The organism is Ramlibacter sp., assembly GCF_013697775.1.
In the GTDB taxonomy this organism is placed as follows: domain Bacteria; phylum Pseudomonadota; class Gammaproteobacteria; order Burkholderiales; family Burkholderiaceae_C; genus Ramlibacter.
Genome location: NZ_JACCWG010000208.1, coordinates 1 through 17,731, shown reverse-complemented (window position 1 = coordinate 17,731; position 17,731 = coordinate 1). Strand labels below are relative to the sequence as shown.

Sequence of the window (17,731 nt, the reverse complement as noted above, 5' to 3'; positions counted from 1 at the left end):
GCCTGGCGCTGATCCCGCGCGGCGCGCCGGCGCGCGGACCGGTGGCGGTGCCGCGCATCGAGTTCGTGCTGCGCATCGTCGCGGCGCTGGCGATGGCGGCCACCATCATCCTGGGTGCCGACACGCTGCCGCCCGGCATCAGCGGCCTGCTGCTGGCCGTGCCCATCACCGGCAGCGTGCTGCCCTGGTTTACGCTGCCGCGCTACGGCGCAGCCGCCACCGTGGCACTGATGGGCGGCTTTGTGCAGGGCCTGCACGGCTTCGTCGCCTTTTTCCTCACGCTGTACCTGGCGCTCGGCCGGCTAAGTGGTGCCGCCGCGTTCTGCCTGGCACTGGTCGCGGCCGCCGCGACGGCGGTGGCGGTGCAGCGGGTGCGGCGCTGGCACACGCGGCGCACGGCATTGCCGGCGCCATGAAAAAGACCCGCCAAAGCGGGTCTTTTTCGTCGTGCGGGAGGACGCTGCTTACTTCTTGGCGCTGGCCGCGGGCTTGGCGCCGCTGGCGGCAGCCTTGGCAGCGCTGGCAGCCGGCTTCGCGTCCTTGGCAGCAGCCTTGGCTTCCTTCTTGTCTTCCTTGGCTTTCTTCTTTTCTGCCTTCACAGCGGTCTTGCTGAAAGCGGCGCCGCCGACCGTCAGGCCTTCCTTGGAGAACTTGGCGGCGTTGCCTTGGCCCACGCCCTTGACGCGGGTGATGAAGTCGTTCCAGTCCTTGAAGTCGCCCTTCTTGCGCTCGTCCATGATGCGCTTGGAGGTGCTCGGGCCGATGCCCTTGACGCCGTCGAGTTCGGCGGCGGACGCCTTGTTCACGTCGACCGCGGCAAAGCAGGCGGCGGCGTACAGCATGGCCAGCACGGCCAGGATTTTCTTCAGCATGTGTTCTCTCCTAGGGAAGGGACCGGCGGTTGCCGGCTTGACCTGTAACGGGGCCGCGCGGCGGCGGGTTGACGCGCCCGCGCGACCCCTCGGGTCAACCCTGGGATTGCAGCGCGCGCATGTATGCCGCCACGCCGGTCTGCACGTCGGCGAACGCGTGGTCGCAGCCGGCCGCGCGCAGGGCGGACAGGTCGGCCTGGGTGTAGCTCTGGTATTTGCCGCGCAGCGCGTCGGGAAAGGGAATGTACTCGACCAGCCCCTGGGCCGCCGCGCTCTCGGCCGTGTGCGCGGTGCCAGTGAGCGTGCCCACCACGGCGGCGGCCACGTCGTTGAACGGCTGCGCGCGGCCGGTGCCCAGGTTGTAGACGCCCGATTTCTCGGGACGGTCGAAGAACCACAGGTTGACCGCCACCACGTCGTCGACGAACACGAAGTCGCGCATCTGCTGGCCGGGCCCGTAGCCGCCGTACTCGCCGAACAGCTTCACCTTGCCATGCGCGCGGAACTGGTTGAACTGGTGGAAGGCCACGCTGGCCATGCGTTCCTTGTGCTGCTCGCGCGGGCCGTACACGTTGAAGTAGCGAAAACCCACCACCTGGTGCGATTTGGCCGAAGCGCCGCGCAAGAAGTCCTCGCCCAGCGCGCGCCGCATGCGCTGGTCGAACAGCAGCTTGGAGTAGCCGTACACGTTGAGCGGGCGCTCGAACTCCGGCGTTTCCTTGAAGGCGGCCGAGCCCCCGTAGGTGGCGGCGGACGACGCGTACAAAAGGCGCGTGCCGCGCTGCTGGCAGGCCGCGAACAGGGCGCAGGACACGCCGTAGTTGTTGTCCATCATGTACTTGCCGTCCGTCTCCATCGTGTCGCTGCAGGCGCCCTCGTGGAACACCGCCTCGACCTTGCCGAAGGCGCCGTCCTGGAACGCGCCGTAGAACGCGTCGGCGTCGATGTAGTCGTCGATGCGCAGGTCGGCCAGGTTGCGGAATTTGTCGCCCTGCGTGAGGTCGTCCACGGCGATGATGTTGTCGATGCCGCGGGCGTTGAGGCCCTTGACGATGTTGGATCCGATGAAGCCCGCGGCTCCGGTGACGACGACACGCGTCATGTGAAGAGCTCCTCGTAGGAAACGGTGGCGGTGCCGAATTTGCCGACGACGATGCCGCCCGCCTTGTTGGCGATCGGCATGGCGTCGCGCAGGCTCAGGCCGGCGGCGACCATGGCGGCCATGGTGGCGATGACGGTGTCGCCGGCGCCGGTGACGTCGAACACCTCGCGCGCCTGCGCCGTCACGCGCAGCTCGCCTTCGGCGTCGAACAGGCTCATGCCTTCCTCGCTGCGCGTGACCAAGAGGCCGTCGAGCGCCAGCGCCTCGCGCAGGTTCTGCGCCTTGGTGCGCAGCTCCTCGTCGCCGTGCCAGGAACCCACCACCTGCTGCAGCTCGGCGCGGTTCGGCGTGATCAGCGTGGCGCCGCGGTAGCGCGAGTAGTCGGAGCCCTTGGGATCGACCAGCACCGGCTTGCCTGCGGCGCGCGCGCTGCCGATCATGGTGGCGATGTGGGCCAGGCCACCCTTGCCGTAGTCGGAGAACAGGATCGCATCCTGCTCGGGCACCAGGCGCGCGAAGGCCTCGGCCTGCAGCGCCAGCACCTCGTGGTCGGGCTCGTTCTCGAAATCCATGCGCAGCAGCTGCTGCTGGCGGCCGATCACGCGCAGCTTGACGGTGGTGCGCAGCTCCGCATCGCGCTTGAGGTGCGTGGCGATGCCGGTGCCGCGCAGCAGCGCCTCCAGCCGGTGGCCGGGCTCGTCATCGCCGACCACGCCCAAAAAGCCCGCCTGTGCGCCCAGCGTGGCGACGTTGTAGGCCACGTTGGCGGCGCCGCCGATGCGCTCTTCCTCGCGCGACACCTTCACCACCGGCACCGGCGCCTCGGGCGAGATGCGCTCCACCGCGCCGTGCCAGTAGCGGTCGAGCATGGCGTCGCCCACCACCAGCACGCGGGCCTGCGCGAGTCGTTGCTTGCTTGGGTTGTTCATCGTCATAGTTCTTCCACGCGGCGTGCCGGATAGCTGTCCCAGGCCTGGCAGCCGGGGCATTGCCAGAAATGCCGCTTGGCCTCGAAGCCGCAGGCGGCGCAGCGGTAGCGCGTGAGCGGCTTGACCGCGTGCTCCAGCGCACGCTGCACGCGGGGGTGGAACTGCTCGTGTTCCAGCTTTTCGCCGGCGATCCATTTGCTCGCGGCGACCAGCGAGGGCTCGCGCTCCAGGTGGCGCACGTACCACTCGCGCGCGCCTTCCGCGTCGGGCTCCAGCGACACGATGGCGTCAAGCACGTCGAGCGAGGGCGCGGCCGCGTAGCTGTCCTGCAGCAGCTGGGCGGCTTGCGCTTCGCGGCCGCTGGCCTTGGCGGCATCGGCCAGCGCGCGTGCCGCCAGCGGCGCCGCCGCCGGTGCGGTTGCCACCAGCTGGAGCAGGGTGTCGAAACCCGCCGAGGGATCGCCCGCGCGGTGCTGCAGCGCCGCCATGTCGATGCGCGGGCGCGCCGCCGCGGGCGCGAGTTCCACCGCGTCGTGCAGCAGCTGTTCAGCCTCTGCCGGCGCGGCGACGGCCGCCTGCTCGCACAGGTAGTGCGCGAGACGCCCGCCGAAGTCGCCCTGGCCCAGCTCGTCGAGCTTGCGTGCGGTGTCGGATGCCTGCGGCCAGTCGCGCGAGCGCTCGTAGATGGCCAGCAGCGCCAGCAGCGCCTGCTCCTGGTAGGGCGTGCCTTCCAGCTTGCGCAGCGCCTCTTCGGCGCGGTCCAGCAGGCCGGCGCGCAGGAAGTCCAGCGCCAATGCGTGCTGTGCGCGCTGGCGGTCGGCGCGGCTCAGGTCGGCGCGCGACAGCAGGTGTTCGTGCACGCGCACCGCGCGCTCGTACTCGCCGCGCCGGCGGAACAAATTGCCCAGCGCGAAGTGCAGCTCGGAAGTGTCGGGGTCGTTCTGCACCGCCTCGATGAAGGCGTCGATGGCCTGGTCCTGCTGTTCGTTCAGCAGGAAGTTCAGGCCGCGGAAATACGCCTTGGGCGCCTGGCGGTTCTCGATGCGCAGCTGCCGCAGGTCCAGGCGCGAAGCCAGCCAGCCCAGCACGAAGGCGATGGGCAGGCCCCACAGGACCCAGCTCAGGTCAAAGTCCATGCAGTCCGTCTTCCGGTACGGTGCCGGGCAGGGCGGCGGCGGGCGCGGCACGGCGCGCGGCGCTGCGGTGCTTCCACCAGCGCGGCACCATGCCGAGTACGCCGACCGCCACGCCGATGCCGAAGGCGGCCAGCACCACCAGCACCATGGGCGCGCGCCACTGCGTGCCGAAGAAGAAGTGCACGGTGGTGTCCTGCTGGTTGTTCAGCGCGAAGGCCAGCAAGGTAAAAAAAATGGCTGCCTTGAGCAGCCATGTGAGGTATTTCATTGGGCTCCTCGGTGCCTGGATTCTAGGGGCTAGCCCTTGCCTTCCAGTTCCTTGGTGCGTTCGTCCACCGCTTCGCGCAGCGCCTTGCCGGGCTTGAAGTGCGGCACCCGCTTTTCGGGGATGTGCACGCTCTCGCCCGAACGCGGGTTGCGGCCCATGCGCGGCGGCCTGCGGTTGATGGAGAAGCTGCCGAAGCCGCGGATCTCGATGCGGTGCCCCCGCACCAGCGCTTCACCCATCGCGTCGAGAATCGTCTTGACGGCGTACTCCGCATCGCGGTGGGTGAGCTGGCTGAAGCGGGCGGCCAGTTCTTCTACAAGGTCGGAACGTGTCATCCCGCGAGGGCTTTTCTGTTACTTGTCCGAGTTGTCCAGCTTGGCGCGCAGCAGGGCGCCCAGGCTGGTGGTGCCGGCGTTCTCGCGCTGCGACTGCTGCGACAGGGTCGCCATGGCGCCTTGCTCGTCGACCATGTCCTTGGCCTTGATGGACAGCTGGATGTTGCGCGTCTTGCGGTCGACGTTGACGACCACTGCCGTGACTTCGTCGCCTTCCTTGAGCACGTTGCGCGCGTCTTCCACGCGGTCGCGGCTGATTTCGGAGGCACGCAGGTAGCCCATGATGTCCTGGCCCAGGTCGATTTCGGCGCCGCGCGGGTCCACCGTCTTGACTTTGCCGGTGACCACGGCGCCCTTGTCGTACACCGAGGTGAAGGTGGCGAACGGGTCGCCGTCCAGCTGCTTGATGCCCAGGCTGATGCGCTCGCGGTCCACGTCCACGCCCAGCACGATGGCTTCGACTTCCTGGCCCTTCTTGTAGTTGCGAACGGCGGCTTCGCCGGTTTCGTTCCAGGACAGGTCGGACAGGTGCACCAGGCCGTCGATGCCGGCAGCCAGGCCGACGAACACGCCGAAGTCGGTGATCGACTTGATCGGGCCCTTGACGCGGTCGCCGCGCTTGGTGTCCTGCGCGAATTCCTGCCACGGGTTGGCCTTGCACTGCTTCATGCCCAGGCTGATGCGGCGCTTGTCCTCGTCGATCTCCAGCACCATGACTTCCACTTCGTCACCCAGGGAAACGATCTTGGCGGGCGCGACGTTCTTGTTGGTCCAGTCCATTTCGGACACGTGGACCAGGCCTTCGATGCCGGGTTCGAGTTCCACGAACGCGCCGTAGTCGGCGATGTTGGTGATCTTGCCGAACATGCGGGTGCCGTTGGGATAGCGGCGCGAAACGCCCATCCACGGGTCGTCGCCCATTTGCTTGAGACCCAGCGACACGCGGTTTTTCTCGGTGTCGAACTTCAGGATCTTGGCCGTGATTTCCTGGCCGGCCTGCACCACCTCGGACGGGTGGCGCACGCGGCGCCATGCCATGTCGGTGATGTGCAGCAGGCCGTCGATGCCGCCCAGGTCGACGAACGCACCGTATTCGGTGATGTTCTTGACCACGCCACGGACGATGGAGCCTTCCTTCAAAGTTTCCATCAGCTTGGCGCGCTCTTCGCCCATGGAGGCTTCCACCACGGCGCGGCGCGACAGCACCACGTTGTTGCGCTTGCGGTCGAGCTTGATGACCTTGAATTCCAGGGTCTTGTTCTCGTATGGGGTCAGGTCCTTGATCGGACGCGTGTCGATCAGCGATCCGGGCAGGAAGGCGCGGATGCCGTTGACCAGGACGGTCAGGCCGCCCTTGACCTTTCCGGTGGTGGTGCCGGTGACGAACTCGCCGGACTCCAGGGCCTTTTCCAGGCTCATCCAGGAGGCGAGGCGCTTGGCCTTGTCGCGCGACAGGATGGTGTCGCCGTAGCCGTTTTCGATGGCGTCGATGGCGACGGAGACGAAATCGCCTTCCTGCACCTCGACTTCGCCTTGGTCGTTCTTGAATTCGTCGATCGGGATGTACGACTCGGACTTGAGGCCCGCGTTCACCACGACGTGGTTGTGCTCCACGCGCACCACTTCAGCGGTGATGACTTCACCGGCGCGCATTTCGGAGCGCTGCAACGATTCCTCGAACAAGGCGGCAAAAGATTCAGACATTGAGTAGCTTTGTGTGGCCGAGGCCACGGGGTTAAGTTGTCGAACCACACTGCCGGTGCGCTGGCGCGCGAAGGGAGCGGTGTGGACTTCTTTGCGGGAGCGGTCGGCTCCCGTTTACTGCTGGCCGGCAAACGCCTGCTTGCCGTCCCACCACTGGAGCACCTGGGCGACCGACGCGTCGACGGTCTGGCTCGAGTTATCCAATAAGAGGGCGTCCTGCGCTGGTTTCAAGGGCGCGACGGCGCGGGAGGAGTCCCGCAGGTCGCGCGCCTCCAAATCGGCGCGAAGGGTCGCAATTGTAGTCGAAATACCCTTTGAAATCAATTGCTTATGGCGGCGCTCGGCGCGCTGGGCGGCGCTGGCCGTCAGATACACCTTCAGCGGGGCGTCCGGGAAGATCACCGTGCCCATGTCGCGCCCGTCGGCCACCAGGCCGGGCAGGCGCCGGAAGCTGTGCTGTAGCGCCACCAGCGCGGTGCGCACCGCCGGCAGGGCCGACACCCTGGAAGCGTTCATGCCGGCTTCCTCGGTGCGGATGGCATCGGTCACGTCCAGCTCGCTGACCAGCACCCGGCCACCCGCGAAGCGCACCGGCAGGGTTGCGGCCAAGTGGGCGATCTGCTGCTCGTGCGCGGCATCCAGCGCGAAGCCGGCCCGCGTGGCCGCAACGCCGGTGACGCGGTAGAGCGCGCCCGAATCCAGGTAGTGGTAGCCCAACCGGTGCGCCACTTCGGACGCCAGCGTACCCTTGCCGGAGGCGGTGGGCCCATCCAAGCAGAGCACGGGGATGCGCGGCGCCGGCGTGCGGGCCACCGAGAACAGCGCCTCGAAATAGTCCGGGAAGGTCTTGGCCACGCACTTAGGGTCGAGGATGCGCACCGGCAGGCCGGCTGGATTGAAGGCGGCCAGCGAGAAGCACATCGCGATCCGGTGGTCGTCATAGGTGTGGATGGCGGCGGCACGCCATTGCGCGGGCGGCGTGATGCGCAGGAAGTCCGCGCCTTCGTTCACCGAGGCACCCAGCTTGCGCAGCTCCGTGGCCATGGCAGCCAGCCGGTCGGTTTCCTTCACCCGCCAGCTGGCGATGTTGCGCAGCGTGCTCGTGCCGTCGGCATAAAGCGCCATCACGGCCAGCGTCATGGCGGCGTCGGGAATGGCGTTGCAGTCCAGGTCCACGGCCTTCAGCGGCCAGCTGCCGCGCGCAACTTCCAGCCAATTGGCACCGCCTGTAATCCGCGCACCCATCTGCCGGGCGGCATCGACGAAGCGGATGTCGCCCTGGATCGAGGCTTCGCCCACGCCTTCGATGCGCACCGGCGTAGCCGGCTCCGCGGCCAGGGCGCCCAGCGCGATGAAGTAGCTGGCGGACGACGCATCGGCCTCCACGTGCACGTCGCCCGGCGAGGCGTAGCGGCTGCCGGCCGGAATGGTGAAGCGCTGCCAGCCATCGCGCCGCACCGCGATGCCGAAGCGCTGCAGCAGGTTGAGCGTGATGTCGATGTAGGGCCTGGAGATCAGCTCGCCGGTGACCTCGATGACGACGTCGCGCCGGGCGACCAGCGGCAGCGCGAGCAGCAAGGCCGTGAGGAATTGGCTGGACACGTCGCCGCGCACGCGGATCGGCTGGTCCAGCTGCAGTGCCTGGGCCGGGTGGATGCGCAGCGGCGGATAGCCTTCGGTGCCGAGGTAATCGATGCGGCAGCCGAGCGTGCGCAATGCGTCCACCAAGTCGCCGATGGGCCGCTCATGCATGCGCGGCACGCCGCTGAGCTCGAACTCGCCGCCCATCAGGGCCAGCGCGGCGGTGAGCGGACGCATGGCGGTGCCGGCGTTGCCGAGGAAGAGGCGTGTGGCAGCCTCCCGTTCACCCTGAGCCTGTCGAAGGGCCGGCGCAGGCTTCGACAGGCTCAGCCCGAACGGAGAGGCTGGGTTCCGCCCGAACGGACCGATCCCGGTGATCTCGATGCTGCTGCCCGCATGCACCACCCCGCAGCCCAGCGCGCGCAGCGCATCCAGCATCACGCGGGTGTCGTCGGAGTCCAGCAGGTCGTGCACGCGCGTCGTGCCTTCGCACAGGGCGGCCAGCAGCAGCACGCGGTTGGAGATGCTCTTGGAGCCGGGCAGGGCGACAGTGCCGCCTGCGGCTTGCAGCGGCGGAATGTCCAGGAAAACGCTGTCGAACATCGGCGCTATCTCTTGGCGCCCATGCGCCAGTGGGCGCGGGTGTGGCTGGCGCGCTGGATGGCAGCTTCCAGTGCTTCTGCGTCGCCGCCGGCAATCATGGCTTCCATCGCTAGCAGGGCGTTGCGGAATTGCTCGGACTGGGCCAGCAGCTCCTGCCGGTTGGCCAGCAGCACGTCGCGCCACATCTTGGGGTCGCTGGCGGCAATGCGCGTGAAGTCGCGAAACCCGGGGCCGGCGAGCGACAGGAAGTCCTTGCCCTGCGGCTGGCCAATGATGCCGTTGACCAGCGCGAAGGCGATCATGTGCGGCAGGTGGCTCACTGCCGCGAAGGCGGCGTCGTGCGCCTCCGGCGACATCTGCACCACCTTGCAGCCGAGCGCCTCCCACAGCTGCGTGGCACGGTTCAGGTGGCTGACCTGGGTGCGCTCGATTGGAGTGAGAACCACCTGGCGGCCGCTGTAGAGGTCGGGGTCGGCATGTTCCACGCCCGACAGCTCCTTGCCCGCCACCGGATGGCAGGGCACGAAGCCACCCAGGTGGTCGCGCAGCACGCGGCGCGCCGCATCGACAACCTCGCGCTTGGTCGAGCCCACGTCCATGATCAGCATGTCGCGCGTGAGCAGGGGGCGGATCGCCTTGAACGTGGCTTCGGTGGCGGACACCGGCACCGCCAGCAACACCAGGTCGGCGCCCGACACGGCGAGCAGCGCCGACGGCGCCTCCACGTCGATCACGCCCATCTGGCGCGCCCGCTCGGTGGTGGAGGGCGACTTGCTGTAGCCCACCACGCGCTTGACCAGGCCGGCGCGCTTGAGCGCCAGCGCGAAGGACCCGCCCATCAGGCCGCAGCCGATCAGGCCCAGTTGTTCGAACATCAGTCGCCCACGGGGTAAGTGCCCAGGACCTTGTAGAAGGCGCAGAGCGATTGCAAGTCTTTCAGGGCCGCGGCCACGTTCGGCCGCGAGGGATGGCCCTGGAGGTCGATGTAGAAGAAATACTCCCACTGGCCGGAGCGCGCCGGCCGCGATTCGAAGCGCGTCATCGACACGCCGTGCTGCTTGAGCGGCACCAGGATGTCGTGCACCGCGCCGGGCTTGTTGGGCACCGAGACGATCAGGCTCACGCTGTCGCGGCCCGACGATTCCGGCGCCGGCAGCGTCTGCGGCAGGCAAATCACGGCGAAGCGCGTGCGGTTGAAGGCGTCGTCCTGGATGGCGTGCGCGACCACGTGCAGGCCGAACTCGGACGCCGCGCGTTCGGAGGCGATCGCCGCCCAGGCCGCGTCGGTGGCCGCCAGCCGCGCGCCTTCCGCGTTGCTGGCGGCGGCGCGCCGCTCGGCCTTTGGCAGGTGCGCGGACAGCCAGCCCTGGCACTGCGCCAGCGCCTGCGGATGCGCGTAGACCGCCTCGATGCCCTCGGAGGAGGGCGATTGGCGCAGCAGGTGGTGGCGCACCAGCAGGCTGACCTCGCCCACGATGTGCAGCGGCGAATTCAGGAACAGGTCGAGCGAACGCGTCACCACGCCTTCGGTGTTGTTCTCCACCGGCACCACGCCGAAATCGGCGGCGCCGGAGGTGGCGGCATGGAACACCTCGTCGAAATTCGCGCAGGGCAGGTGCTCGATGCTGGCGCCGAAGAACTGCACCGCGGCCTGCTCGCTGAAGGTGCCGGCCGGCCCCAGGTAGGCCACCCGCTGCGGCGCTTCCAGCGCCCGGCAGGCCGACATGATCTCGCGCCAGATGCTGGCGACGTTGCCGCCCTTCAGCGGCCCCTGGTTGGCCGACTGCAGGCCGTGGATCACCTGCGCTTCGCGCTCGGGGCGGAACACCGGCGAGCCTTCGGCGCGCTTGATCTCGCCGACCTCGTTGGCGAACGCGGCGCGGCGGTTCAGCAGCGCCAGCAGCTCGCGGTCGACGGCGTCGATGCCCGTGCGCAGCTCGGCCAGCGTCTTCTTGTCGGGGACTTCGTCGGTCATGGCTCGGCGCGCCCGGGGCTACTCGGCGTCGCCGGCCGGGGGCTCGTCGCCCTCGGATGCGGCAGCCTCGCCGTCCAGCGCGCCGGCGTCGTTCTCGACGATGCGCTGCAACCCGCTGAGCTTGGAGCCCTCGTCCAGGCCGATCAAGGTCACGCCCTGCGTGGCGCGGCCGAGTTCGCGGATCTCGGCCACCCGGGTGCGTACCAGAACGCCGCGGTCGGTGATCAGCATGATCTCGTCGTCGGCGTGCACCAGCGTGGCGGCAACGACCTTGCCGTTGCGCTCGGTCTGCTGGATGGCGATCATGCCCTTGGTGCCGCGGCCGTGGCGCGTGTACTCGGTGATGGAGGTGCGCTTGCCATAGCCGTTCTCGGTGGCGGTCAGCACGCTCTGCTGCTCGTCCTCGGCCACCAGCATGGCGATCACGCTCTGGCTGGCATCGAGCGCCATGCCGCGCACGCCGCGCGCCGCGCGGCCCAGCGGCCGCACGTCTTCCTCGTGGAAGCGCACCGCCTTGCCGCCATCGGAGAACAGCATCACGTCGTGCTGGCCGTCGGTGAGCGCCGCGCCGATCAGGTAGTCGCCCTCGTCCAGGTTGACGGCGATCAGGCCGCCCTTGCGCGGGTTGTTGAACTCGTCCAACGCGGTCTTCTTGACCGTGCCCATGGATGTGGCCATGAACACGAAATGGTCGGCCGGGAAGCTGCGGAATTCACCGGTGAGCGGCAGCACCACGTTGATCTTTTCGCCTTCCTGCAGCGGGAACATGTTGACGATGGGCCGGCCGCGCGAGCCGCGCGAACCCGCCGGCACTTCCCACACCTTGAGCCAGTACATGCGCCCGCGGTTGGAAAAGCACAGGATCCAGTCGTGCGTGTTGGCGATGAAGAGCTGGTCGACCCAGTCGTCTTCCTTGGTCTGGGTGGCCTGCTTGCCGCGGCCGCCGCGCTTCTGCGCACGGTATTCGCCCAGCGGCTGGCTCTTGATGTAGCCGGAATGCGAGAGCGTCACCACCATGTCGGTGGGCGTGATCAGGTCTTCGGTGGCCAGGTCCTGCGCGTTGTGCTCGATCACGCTGCGGCGCGCGCCCAGCTTGGTCTGGCCGAACTCCTGGCGCAGCGCGGCGAGCTCTTCGCCGATGATGGTGGACACGCGCAGCGGACGGGCCAGAATGTCCAGCAGATCCTCGATCACCGACATCACGTCCTTGTATTCGGCGACGATCTTGTCCTGCTCCAGGCCGGTCAGGCGCTGCAGGCGCATCTGCAGGATTTCCTGGGCCTGCGTGTCCGACAGGCGGTAAAGGCCGTCGCCGCTCAGCCCGAACTGGCGGTCCAGCCCCTCGGGGCGGTAGTCGTCGGCATTGATCACGCTGCCGTCTTCCCGGGCGCGGGTGAGCATCTCGCGCACCAGGCTGGAATCCCACGGGTGGTTCATCAGCTCGGCCTTCGCCACCGGCGGCGTGGGCGACTCGCGGATGATGCGGATGAACTCGTCGATGTTGGCCAGCGCGACCGCCAGGCCTTCCAGCACGTGGCCGCGCTCGCGCGCCTTGCGCAGCTCGAACACCGTGCGGCGGGTCACCACCTCGCGGCGGTGCTGCAGGAACACGGCGACCAGCTCCTTCAGGTTGCACAGCTTGGGCTGGCCGTTGATCAGAGCCACCATGTTGATGCCGAAGGTGTCCTGCAGCTGCGTCTGCTTGTACAGGTTGTTGAGCACGACCTCGGGCACCTCGCCGCGCTTGAGCTCGATGACCAGGCGCATGCCGGACTTGTCGCTCTCGTCCTGGATGTGGCTGATGCCCTCGATCTTCTTCTCGTGGACCAGCTCGGCCATGCGCTCCTGCAGGGTCTTCTTGTTGACCTGGTAGGGCAGCTCGTCCACGATGATGGCCTGGCGCTGGCCGCGGTCGATGTCCTCGAAGTGGCACTTGGCGCGCATCACCACCCGGCCACGGCCGGTGCGGTAGCCTTCCTTCACGCCCGACACGCCGTAGATGATGCCGGCCGTGGGAAAGTCGGGCGCTGGCACGATCTCCATCAGCTCGTCGATGGTGGCGTCGGGGTTCTTCAGCAGGTGCAGGCAGGCGTCCACCACCTCGTTGAGGTTGTGCGGCGGGATGTTTGTGGCCATGCCCACGGCGATGCCGCCCGAGCCGTTGATCAGCAGGTTGGGCAGCTTGCTGGGCAGCACGGCAGGCTCGCGCTCGGAGCCGTCGTAGTTGGGCTGGAAGTCGACCGTTTCCTTGTCGATGTCGGTCAGCATCTCCTGGGCGATCTTGGCCAGCCGGATTTCGGTGTAGCGCATCGCTGCGGCGTTGTCGCCGTCGACCGAGCCGAAGTTGCCCTGGCCGTCCACCAGCATGTGGCGCATGGAGAAGTCCTGGGCCAGCCGCACGATGGTGTCGTAGACCGACTGGTCGCCGTGCGGGTGGTATTTGCCAATGACATCGCCGACGATGCGCGCCGATTTCTTGTACGGGCGGTTCCAGTCGTTGTTGAGCTCGTGCATGGCGAACAGCACGCGGCGGTGCACGGGCTTCAGGCCATCGCGCGCGTCCGGCAGCGCCCGCCCCACGATCACGCTCATGGCGTAGTCGAGGTAACTGCGCCGCATCTCCTCTTCAAGGCTGACGGGCAGGGTTTCTTTGGCGAATTGGGTCATGAATGGCCTGGCAGGAAGGCACGTAGGGAAGCGGCGAAACCGTTGATTTTACTTTTGAAAACCCCTGTCGTTAACCCGCAACAAGCAATCCTGAAAGCGGTTTTGTCCTACGGTCTACCGCTGGGCCACACGTTGCTTGTGTAAACACGTGTGGCACAATAGTTTGGACGTACATGGTGAATTGGTCACCGGAAACGTAGATTTCACGCAGCGCGGCTGCGGCTTTTTCCCCCCAAGAGGAGAACTATGAAGAAACTGAACAAGGTAGCGCTGCTGTTCGCTTCCGCTGCGTTGCTGGGCGGGTGCTCCACGATGGGCTCCGCACCGGCTGCTGGTGGCACCCGTGTCACGGCTGCCGATGGCGGCAACCGCATCGACAACTGGCAGAACGGCACTGGCGAATACGTCTGGATGAACGGAACGCGCGAGCTGTGCTGGCGCGATGCCAACTGGACCCCCGCCACCGCTGCCAAGGGTTGCGACGGCGCGCTGGTCCCGCCGCCCCCGCCCCCCCCGCCGGCTCCCGCCCCGGTCGCCGTGCCCGCAGCGCCTGCCGCAGCTCCCGCTGCCGCGCCGCAGCCGCCCGCCGCCACCAAGGTGACCTACGCCGCCGACGCCTTCTTCGACTTCGACAAGTCGGTGCTGAAGGCCGAAGGCAAGGCCAAGCTGGATGACCTGATCGGCAAGATCAAGGGCATCAACCTGGAAGTGATCATCGCCGTTGGCCACACCGACTCGGTGGGTACCGATGCTTACAACCAGCGCCTGTCCGTGCGCCGCGCTGAAGCCGTGAAGGCCTACCTGGTCTCCAAGGGCATCGAAAAGAACCGCGTGTACACCGAAGGCAAGGGCGAGAAGCAGCCTGTGGCCGACAACAAGACCGCCGAAGGCCGCGCGAAGAACCGCCGCGTGGAAATCGAAGTGGTCGGCACGCGCGCCCAGTAATCCTGGCGCTCTGCTCGACGAAAAGCCCCGCTCTGCGGGGCTTTTCTTATTGGCCAAGCGGTTTTCCGCCCCGCCACATCCACGACAATCCCCGCATGACGGACACCGTGAACGCCGACCCGGCCGAGCTGGCCAAGTTCTCCGACCTCGCACACCGCTGGTGGGATCCCGACAGCGAATTCCGCCCACTGCACCAGATTAACCCGCTGCGCCTGGACTGGATCAATGGCCTGGTCCCGCTGGCCGGCCAGCGCGTGGTGGACATCGGGTGTGGTGGCGGCATCCTGGCCGACTCCATGGCCCGCAAGGGCGCCGAGGTGCTGGGCATCGATCTGGCTGGCAAGGCGCTGAAAGTCGCCCAGCTGCACGCACTGGAGGCGGGCACGACCGGCGTGCAGTACCGCGAAGTCAGCGCCGAGGCGCTGGCGCAGGAGCAGCCAGGCAGCTTCGACGTGGTCACCTGCATGGAGATGGTCGAGCACGTGCCGGACCCGTCGTCCGTGGTGCGCGCCTGCGCCGAACTGGCCAAGCCGGGCGGCTGGGTGTTCTTCTCCACCATCAACCGCAACCCGAAGGCCTTCCTGTTCGCCATCGTCGGCGCGGAATACGTGCTCAACATGCTGCCGCGCGGCACGCACGAATACCTCAAATTCATCCGTCCGAGCGAGTTGGCCGGCTGGTGCCGCGCCGCCGGGCTCGACTGGCAGCAGGCGCGCGGCATGGAGTACAACCCGCTCACGCGCCGCTACCGCCTCTCGGGCGATACTGGCGTCAACTACCTGATCGCTTGCCGCAAACCGTGATGTTCCACCAAGCCCGAGCCGTGCTGTTCGACCTGGACGGTACCCTGATCGACAGTGCCCCCGACCTGGGCGCTGCCGCCGACAAGATGCGCGTGGCGCGCGGCATGCCGTCGCTGCCGCTGGACACCTACCGCCACATGGCGGGCGCCGGCGCGCGCGGCATGCTGGGCATTGCCTTTGGCCTGGAGCCCGAGCACCCCGGCTACGACGCCCTGCGGGAGGAATTCTTCGTCATCTACGAGAACGCGATGGCCGAGCGCACCCGCGCCTTCGACGGCGTGCCTGAGCTCATCGCCGCGCTGTGCGCGCAGGGCCTCGCCTGGGGCGTGGTCACCAACAAATCGATGCGCTTCACCGGCCCGCTCACGCGGCAGATGCCGCTGTTCGCCTCGGCCGGCACCATCATCGGCGGCGACAGCACCCCGCACGCCAAGCCGCACCCGGAGCCCTTGTTCGAGGCGGCGCGCCGGCTGGACCTGCCGCCCGCGAGCTGCATCTACGTCGGCGACGACGAGCGCGACGTGAAGGCCGGCCGCGCCGCCGGCATGCCAACGGTGGCGGCATGCTACGGCTACCTCGGCAGCAACGCGGAAATCGCATCGTGGGGCGCAGATGCCCGCATCACGAGCCCGCTCGACCTGCTGGCGCTCTTGCAATCGGCCCAGATGGCCTAAACTACGCACTCCTGGGGCTGTACTGGTTTCGACGTGGGTTCGGACTCGCAGCAGGGCATGCCGAGGTTCAGTCACCTCGTAAAACAGCTGAAACAAACCAACTGCGAACGACGAACGTTTCGCCCTCGCCGCTTAAACACCGGTGAGTCTTGCACCAGCAGGCCGATGGGCTGGGTCCGAAGCGCAAGCTGAGGGCAGCAAGATAATTCACATCGGCTGGCCCGCAACCGTGCACCTTGGCGGCGGGCGAGATCCAAGGGTGCTGGCGGCTTCCGTAGCGTGCGACTGCGCGACGGAAGCAGCGAGACACAAATCAGATCGCTAAGCATGTAGAACTGCACGAAGAAGGCTTGCGGACGCGGGTTCAAATCCCGCCAGCTCCACCATTTAGTCGAAAGCCGTTCACTGGAAACAGTGGACGGCTTTTCTTTTGGGCTCACCCCTGCCGCGCCTTCAACCGCGGCATCGGCACGAACCCCGGCAGCGCGGCGAGCCGCTGGTGCCAGCGCTGCACCGCCGGCCAGGTGCCGCGGTCCAGCCCGGCCTCGTCGGCCACCGACACCAGCGTCGAGCACGCGATGTCCGCCAGCGTCGGCCGGCCGAGTTCCAGCCAGTCGTGTTCCGACAGGCGCTGGTCCAGCACTGCCAGCACCGCCTTGGCACGCGCCAGCGGGATCGCCGGGTCGCCCGGGATCCTGAACGAGATGTGGTTGCGCGCATAGCCGATGCCGTTGTTGATCTCGTTGGCGTTCACGAACAGCCACTGCGCCACGCGGGCGCGCTCGTACGCATCGCCCGGCCACCACTGTGCGGCCGCGCGGCTTTCCGCCAGGTAGACCAGGATCGCCTGGCTGTCGAACAGAGTGCGGTCGCCGTCCACCAGCACCGGCACCTGCGCCAGCGGGTTCAACGCCAGGAATGCCGGCTGGTGGTGCTCTCCCGTCATCAGGTTCACCGTGCGCTCCTCGTACGGAATGGACAGCATGGACAGCAGCAGCCGCACGCGGTGCGTGTTGGCCGAGAGGGGAAATCCGTAGAGGACGAGGGACATGGCGCAGGCTCAAGGGGTGGATGTGGCGTCATCATAAGAAACCGACCGATCGGTAGTCAATTTGGAAATGACGATTTCCAGGTGTTTGACTACCGACCGATCGGTCGTTACCATGCGATCCATGCTCGACTCACCCTTCACCTTTCCCTGCGGCCTCGCGGTGCCCAACCGCATCGCCAAGTCTTCCATGACCGAGCGCATGGCCGATCCGGCCGGCACGCCTTCGCCGCGGCTGGCGCGGCTGTTCCAGCGCTACGCGGAGGGCGGCGCCGGCTTCCTGCTCACCGGCAACGTGGTGGTCGATGGCCAGCACCTGGAAGGCTTCGGCAACGCCATCCTGGAAGACGGCCGCCAGCTGGACGCGTTCCAGGCCTGGGCCGTGGCCGGCCGCTCGCGCGGCGGCGCCATGGTGATGCAGCTGAACCACCCCGGCCGGCAGGCGATGCGCGCGGTGACGCAGCAGCCCGTCGCGCCGTCCGCCGTCGGCCTGCCCAACAGGCGTTTTTTCGCGGTGCCGCAGGCCCTGTCGGACGCCGGCGTGCGCGGCGTGATCGACGCCTTCGTGCGCAGCGCCAGCCTGGCCGAGCGCGCCGGCTTCTCCGGCGTGGAACTGCATGCGGCGCACGGCTACCTGCTCAGCCAATTCCTGTCGCCGCACGTCAACCAGCGCACCGACCGCTGGGGCGGCTCCGTCGAGAACCGTGCCCGCGTGATCGTCGAAATCGTCGAGCGCATCCGCGCGCGCGTGTCCCCGTCGTTCGCGGTCGGCATCAAGCTCAACGCCGGCGACTTCGTCAAGGGCGGCATGTCGCCCGAGGAAGCCACCCAGGTGATGCGCCTGCTGGACCCGCTGGGGCTGGACTTCATCGAGGTGTCCGGCGGCACCTTCGAGCGGCCCGCCTCGTTCGGCCACGGCCTGCCGGAGAGCACGCTCAAGCGCGAAGGCTACTTCCTGGAGATGGCGCGCCGCGCGCGCGACGCCACGCGCGTGCCGCTGATCGTCACCGGCGGACTGCGCTCGGCGGCGGCCATAGAGCAGGCGCTGGCCGACGGCAGCTGCGACCTGGTCGGCCTGGCGCGCCCGCT

16 protein-coding genes, 1 other RNA gene and 1 pseudogene are annotated in these 17,731 nt (G+C 67.8%); 6 read left to right on the top strand and 12 right to left on the bottom strand.

What is annotated here, in order from left to right; genetic code table 11:
- Window positions 1-416 (top strand): annotated as a pseudogene (locus H0U68_RS10440) (hypothetical protein); the annotation flags it as partial.
- 48 nt (window positions 417-464) lie between these two features.
- On the opposite strand, the gene H0U68_RS10435 reads toward H0U68_RS10440, so the two are convergent.
- The 11 genes from H0U68_RS10435 to gyrA all read right to left on the bottom strand — a co-directional run bounded on the left by H0U68_RS10435 (window position 465) and on the right by gyrA (window position 13,172).
- Window positions 465-872 carry a helix-hairpin-helix domain-containing protein gene (locus tag H0U68_RS10435; protein WP_296355276.1) on the bottom strand — a complete coding sequence of 136 codons (408 nt, stop codon included), beginning with the start codon at window positions 870-872 and terminating at the stop codon, window positions 465-467.
- A gap of 94 nt (window positions 873-966) precedes the next feature.
- Window positions 967-1,974, bottom strand: coding sequence for an ADP-glyceromanno-heptose 6-epimerase (rfaD, locus tag H0U68_RS10430; RefSeq protein WP_296355274.1), 1,008 nt, complete (start codon window positions 1,972-1,974; stop codon window positions 967-969).
- Window positions 1,971-2,909, bottom strand: a complete 939-nt coding sequence (gene rfaE1 / locus H0U68_RS10425; RefSeq protein WP_296355271.1) for a D-glycero-beta-D-manno-heptose-7-phosphate kinase — start codon at window positions 2,907-2,909, stop codon at window positions 1,971-1,973. Before rfaE1 ends, rfaD begins: the two co-directional genes overlap by 4 nt.
- On the bottom strand, window positions 2,906-4,039 hold the full coding sequence (gene lapB, locus H0U68_RS10420; RefSeq protein WP_296355270.1) for a lipopolysaccharide assembly protein LapB: 1,134 nt from the start codon (window positions 4,037-4,039) through the stop codon (window positions 2,906-2,908). The genes rfaE1 and lapB overlap by 4 nt, the downstream gene beginning before the upstream one ends.
- The gene (locus tag H0U68_RS10415; protein WP_296355269.1) at window positions 4,029-4,307 is read right to left on the bottom strand and encodes a LapA family protein; all 279 of its coding nucleotides are present in this window, start codon (window positions 4,305-4,307) and stop codon (window positions 4,029-4,031) included. Before H0U68_RS10415 ends, lapB begins: the two co-directional genes overlap by 11 nt.
- 29 nt (window positions 4,308-4,336) lie before the next feature.
- Window positions 4,337-4,642 carry an integration host factor subunit beta gene (locus H0U68_RS10410; protein WP_296355268.1) on the bottom strand — a complete coding sequence of 102 codons (306 nt, stop codon included), beginning with the start codon at window positions 4,640-4,642 and terminating at the stop codon, window positions 4,337-4,339.
- Between the two features lie 18 nt (window positions 4,643-4,660).
- Window positions 4,661-6,346 carry a 30S ribosomal protein S1 gene (gene rpsA, locus H0U68_RS10405; RefSeq protein ID WP_296355263.1) on the bottom strand — a complete coding sequence of 562 codons (1,686 nt, stop codon included), beginning with the start codon at window positions 6,344-6,346 and terminating at the stop codon, window positions 4,661-4,663.
- Window positions 6,347-6,460: 114 nt separating this feature from the next.
- Window positions 6,461-8,530 carry a bifunctional 3-phosphoshikimate 1-carboxyvinyltransferase/cytidylate kinase gene (locus tag H0U68_RS10400; protein WP_296355261.1) on the bottom strand — a complete coding sequence of 690 codons (2,070 nt, stop codon included), beginning with the start codon at window positions 8,528-8,530 and terminating at the stop codon, window positions 6,461-6,463.
- 5 nt (window positions 8,531-8,535) lie between these two features.
- The gene (locus H0U68_RS10395; protein ID WP_296355259.1) at window positions 8,536-9,405 is read right to left on the bottom strand and encodes a prephenate dehydrogenase/arogenate dehydrogenase family protein; all 870 of its coding nucleotides are present in this window, start codon (window positions 9,403-9,405) and stop codon (window positions 8,536-8,538) included.
- Entirely contained in the window at window positions 9,405-10,505 is a 1,101-nt protein-coding gene (gene pheA, locus H0U68_RS10390; protein ID WP_296355257.1) for a prephenate dehydratase, read from the bottom strand. Before pheA ends, H0U68_RS10395 begins: the two co-directional genes overlap by 1 nt.
- Window positions 10,506-10,523: 18 nt before the next feature.
- Window positions 10,524-13,172, bottom strand: a complete 2,649-nt coding sequence (gyrA, locus tag H0U68_RS10385; protein ID WP_296355256.1) for a DNA gyrase subunit A — start codon at window positions 13,170-13,172, stop codon at window positions 10,524-10,526.
- A gap of 246 nt (window positions 13,173-13,418) precedes the next feature.
- On the opposite strand from gyrA, the gene ompA reads away from it, so the two are divergent.
- The 4 genes from ompA (at window position 13,419) to ssrA (ending at window position 15,980) form a co-directional block, all read left to right on the top strand.
- A complete protein-coding gene (ompA, locus tag H0U68_RS10380) occupies window positions 13,419-14,117 on the top strand; it encodes an outer membrane protein OmpA (RefSeq protein WP_296355254.1) in 699 nt (232 codons plus the stop codon).
- Window positions 14,118-14,212: 95 nt separating this feature from the next.
- Entirely contained in the window at window positions 14,213-14,920 is a 708-nt protein-coding gene (gene ubiG, locus H0U68_RS10375; protein ID WP_296355252.1) for a bifunctional 2-polyprenyl-6-hydroxyphenol methylase/3-demethylubiquinol 3-O-methyltransferase UbiG, read from the top strand.
- Window positions 14,920-15,594, top strand: a complete 675-nt coding sequence (locus H0U68_RS10370) for an HAD-IA family hydrolase (RefSeq protein WP_296355278.1) — start codon at window positions 14,920-14,922, stop codon at window positions 15,592-15,594. The genes ubiG and H0U68_RS10370 overlap by 1 nt, the downstream gene beginning before the upstream one ends.
- A 13-nt stretch (window positions 15,595-15,607) precedes the next feature.
- Window positions 15,608-15,980: a transfer-messenger RNA gene (gene ssrA / locus H0U68_RS10365) on the top strand.
- 50 nt (window positions 15,981-16,030) lie between these two features.
- Here the strand turns inward: ssrA and H0U68_RS10360 are convergent.
- Window positions 16,031-16,645 carry a glutathione S-transferase family protein gene (locus tag H0U68_RS10360; RefSeq protein WP_296355250.1) on the bottom strand — a complete coding sequence of 205 codons (615 nt, stop codon included), beginning with the start codon at window positions 16,643-16,645 and terminating at the stop codon, window positions 16,031-16,033.
- Window positions 16,646-16,766: 121 nt separating this feature from the next.
- Between H0U68_RS10360 and H0U68_RS10355 the strand changes: the two genes are divergently transcribed.
- A partial coding sequence (locus H0U68_RS10355) for an NADH:flavin oxidoreductase/NADH oxidase family protein (RefSeq protein WP_296355248.1) occupies window positions 16,767-17,731 on the top strand: 965 nt, incomplete at its 3' end.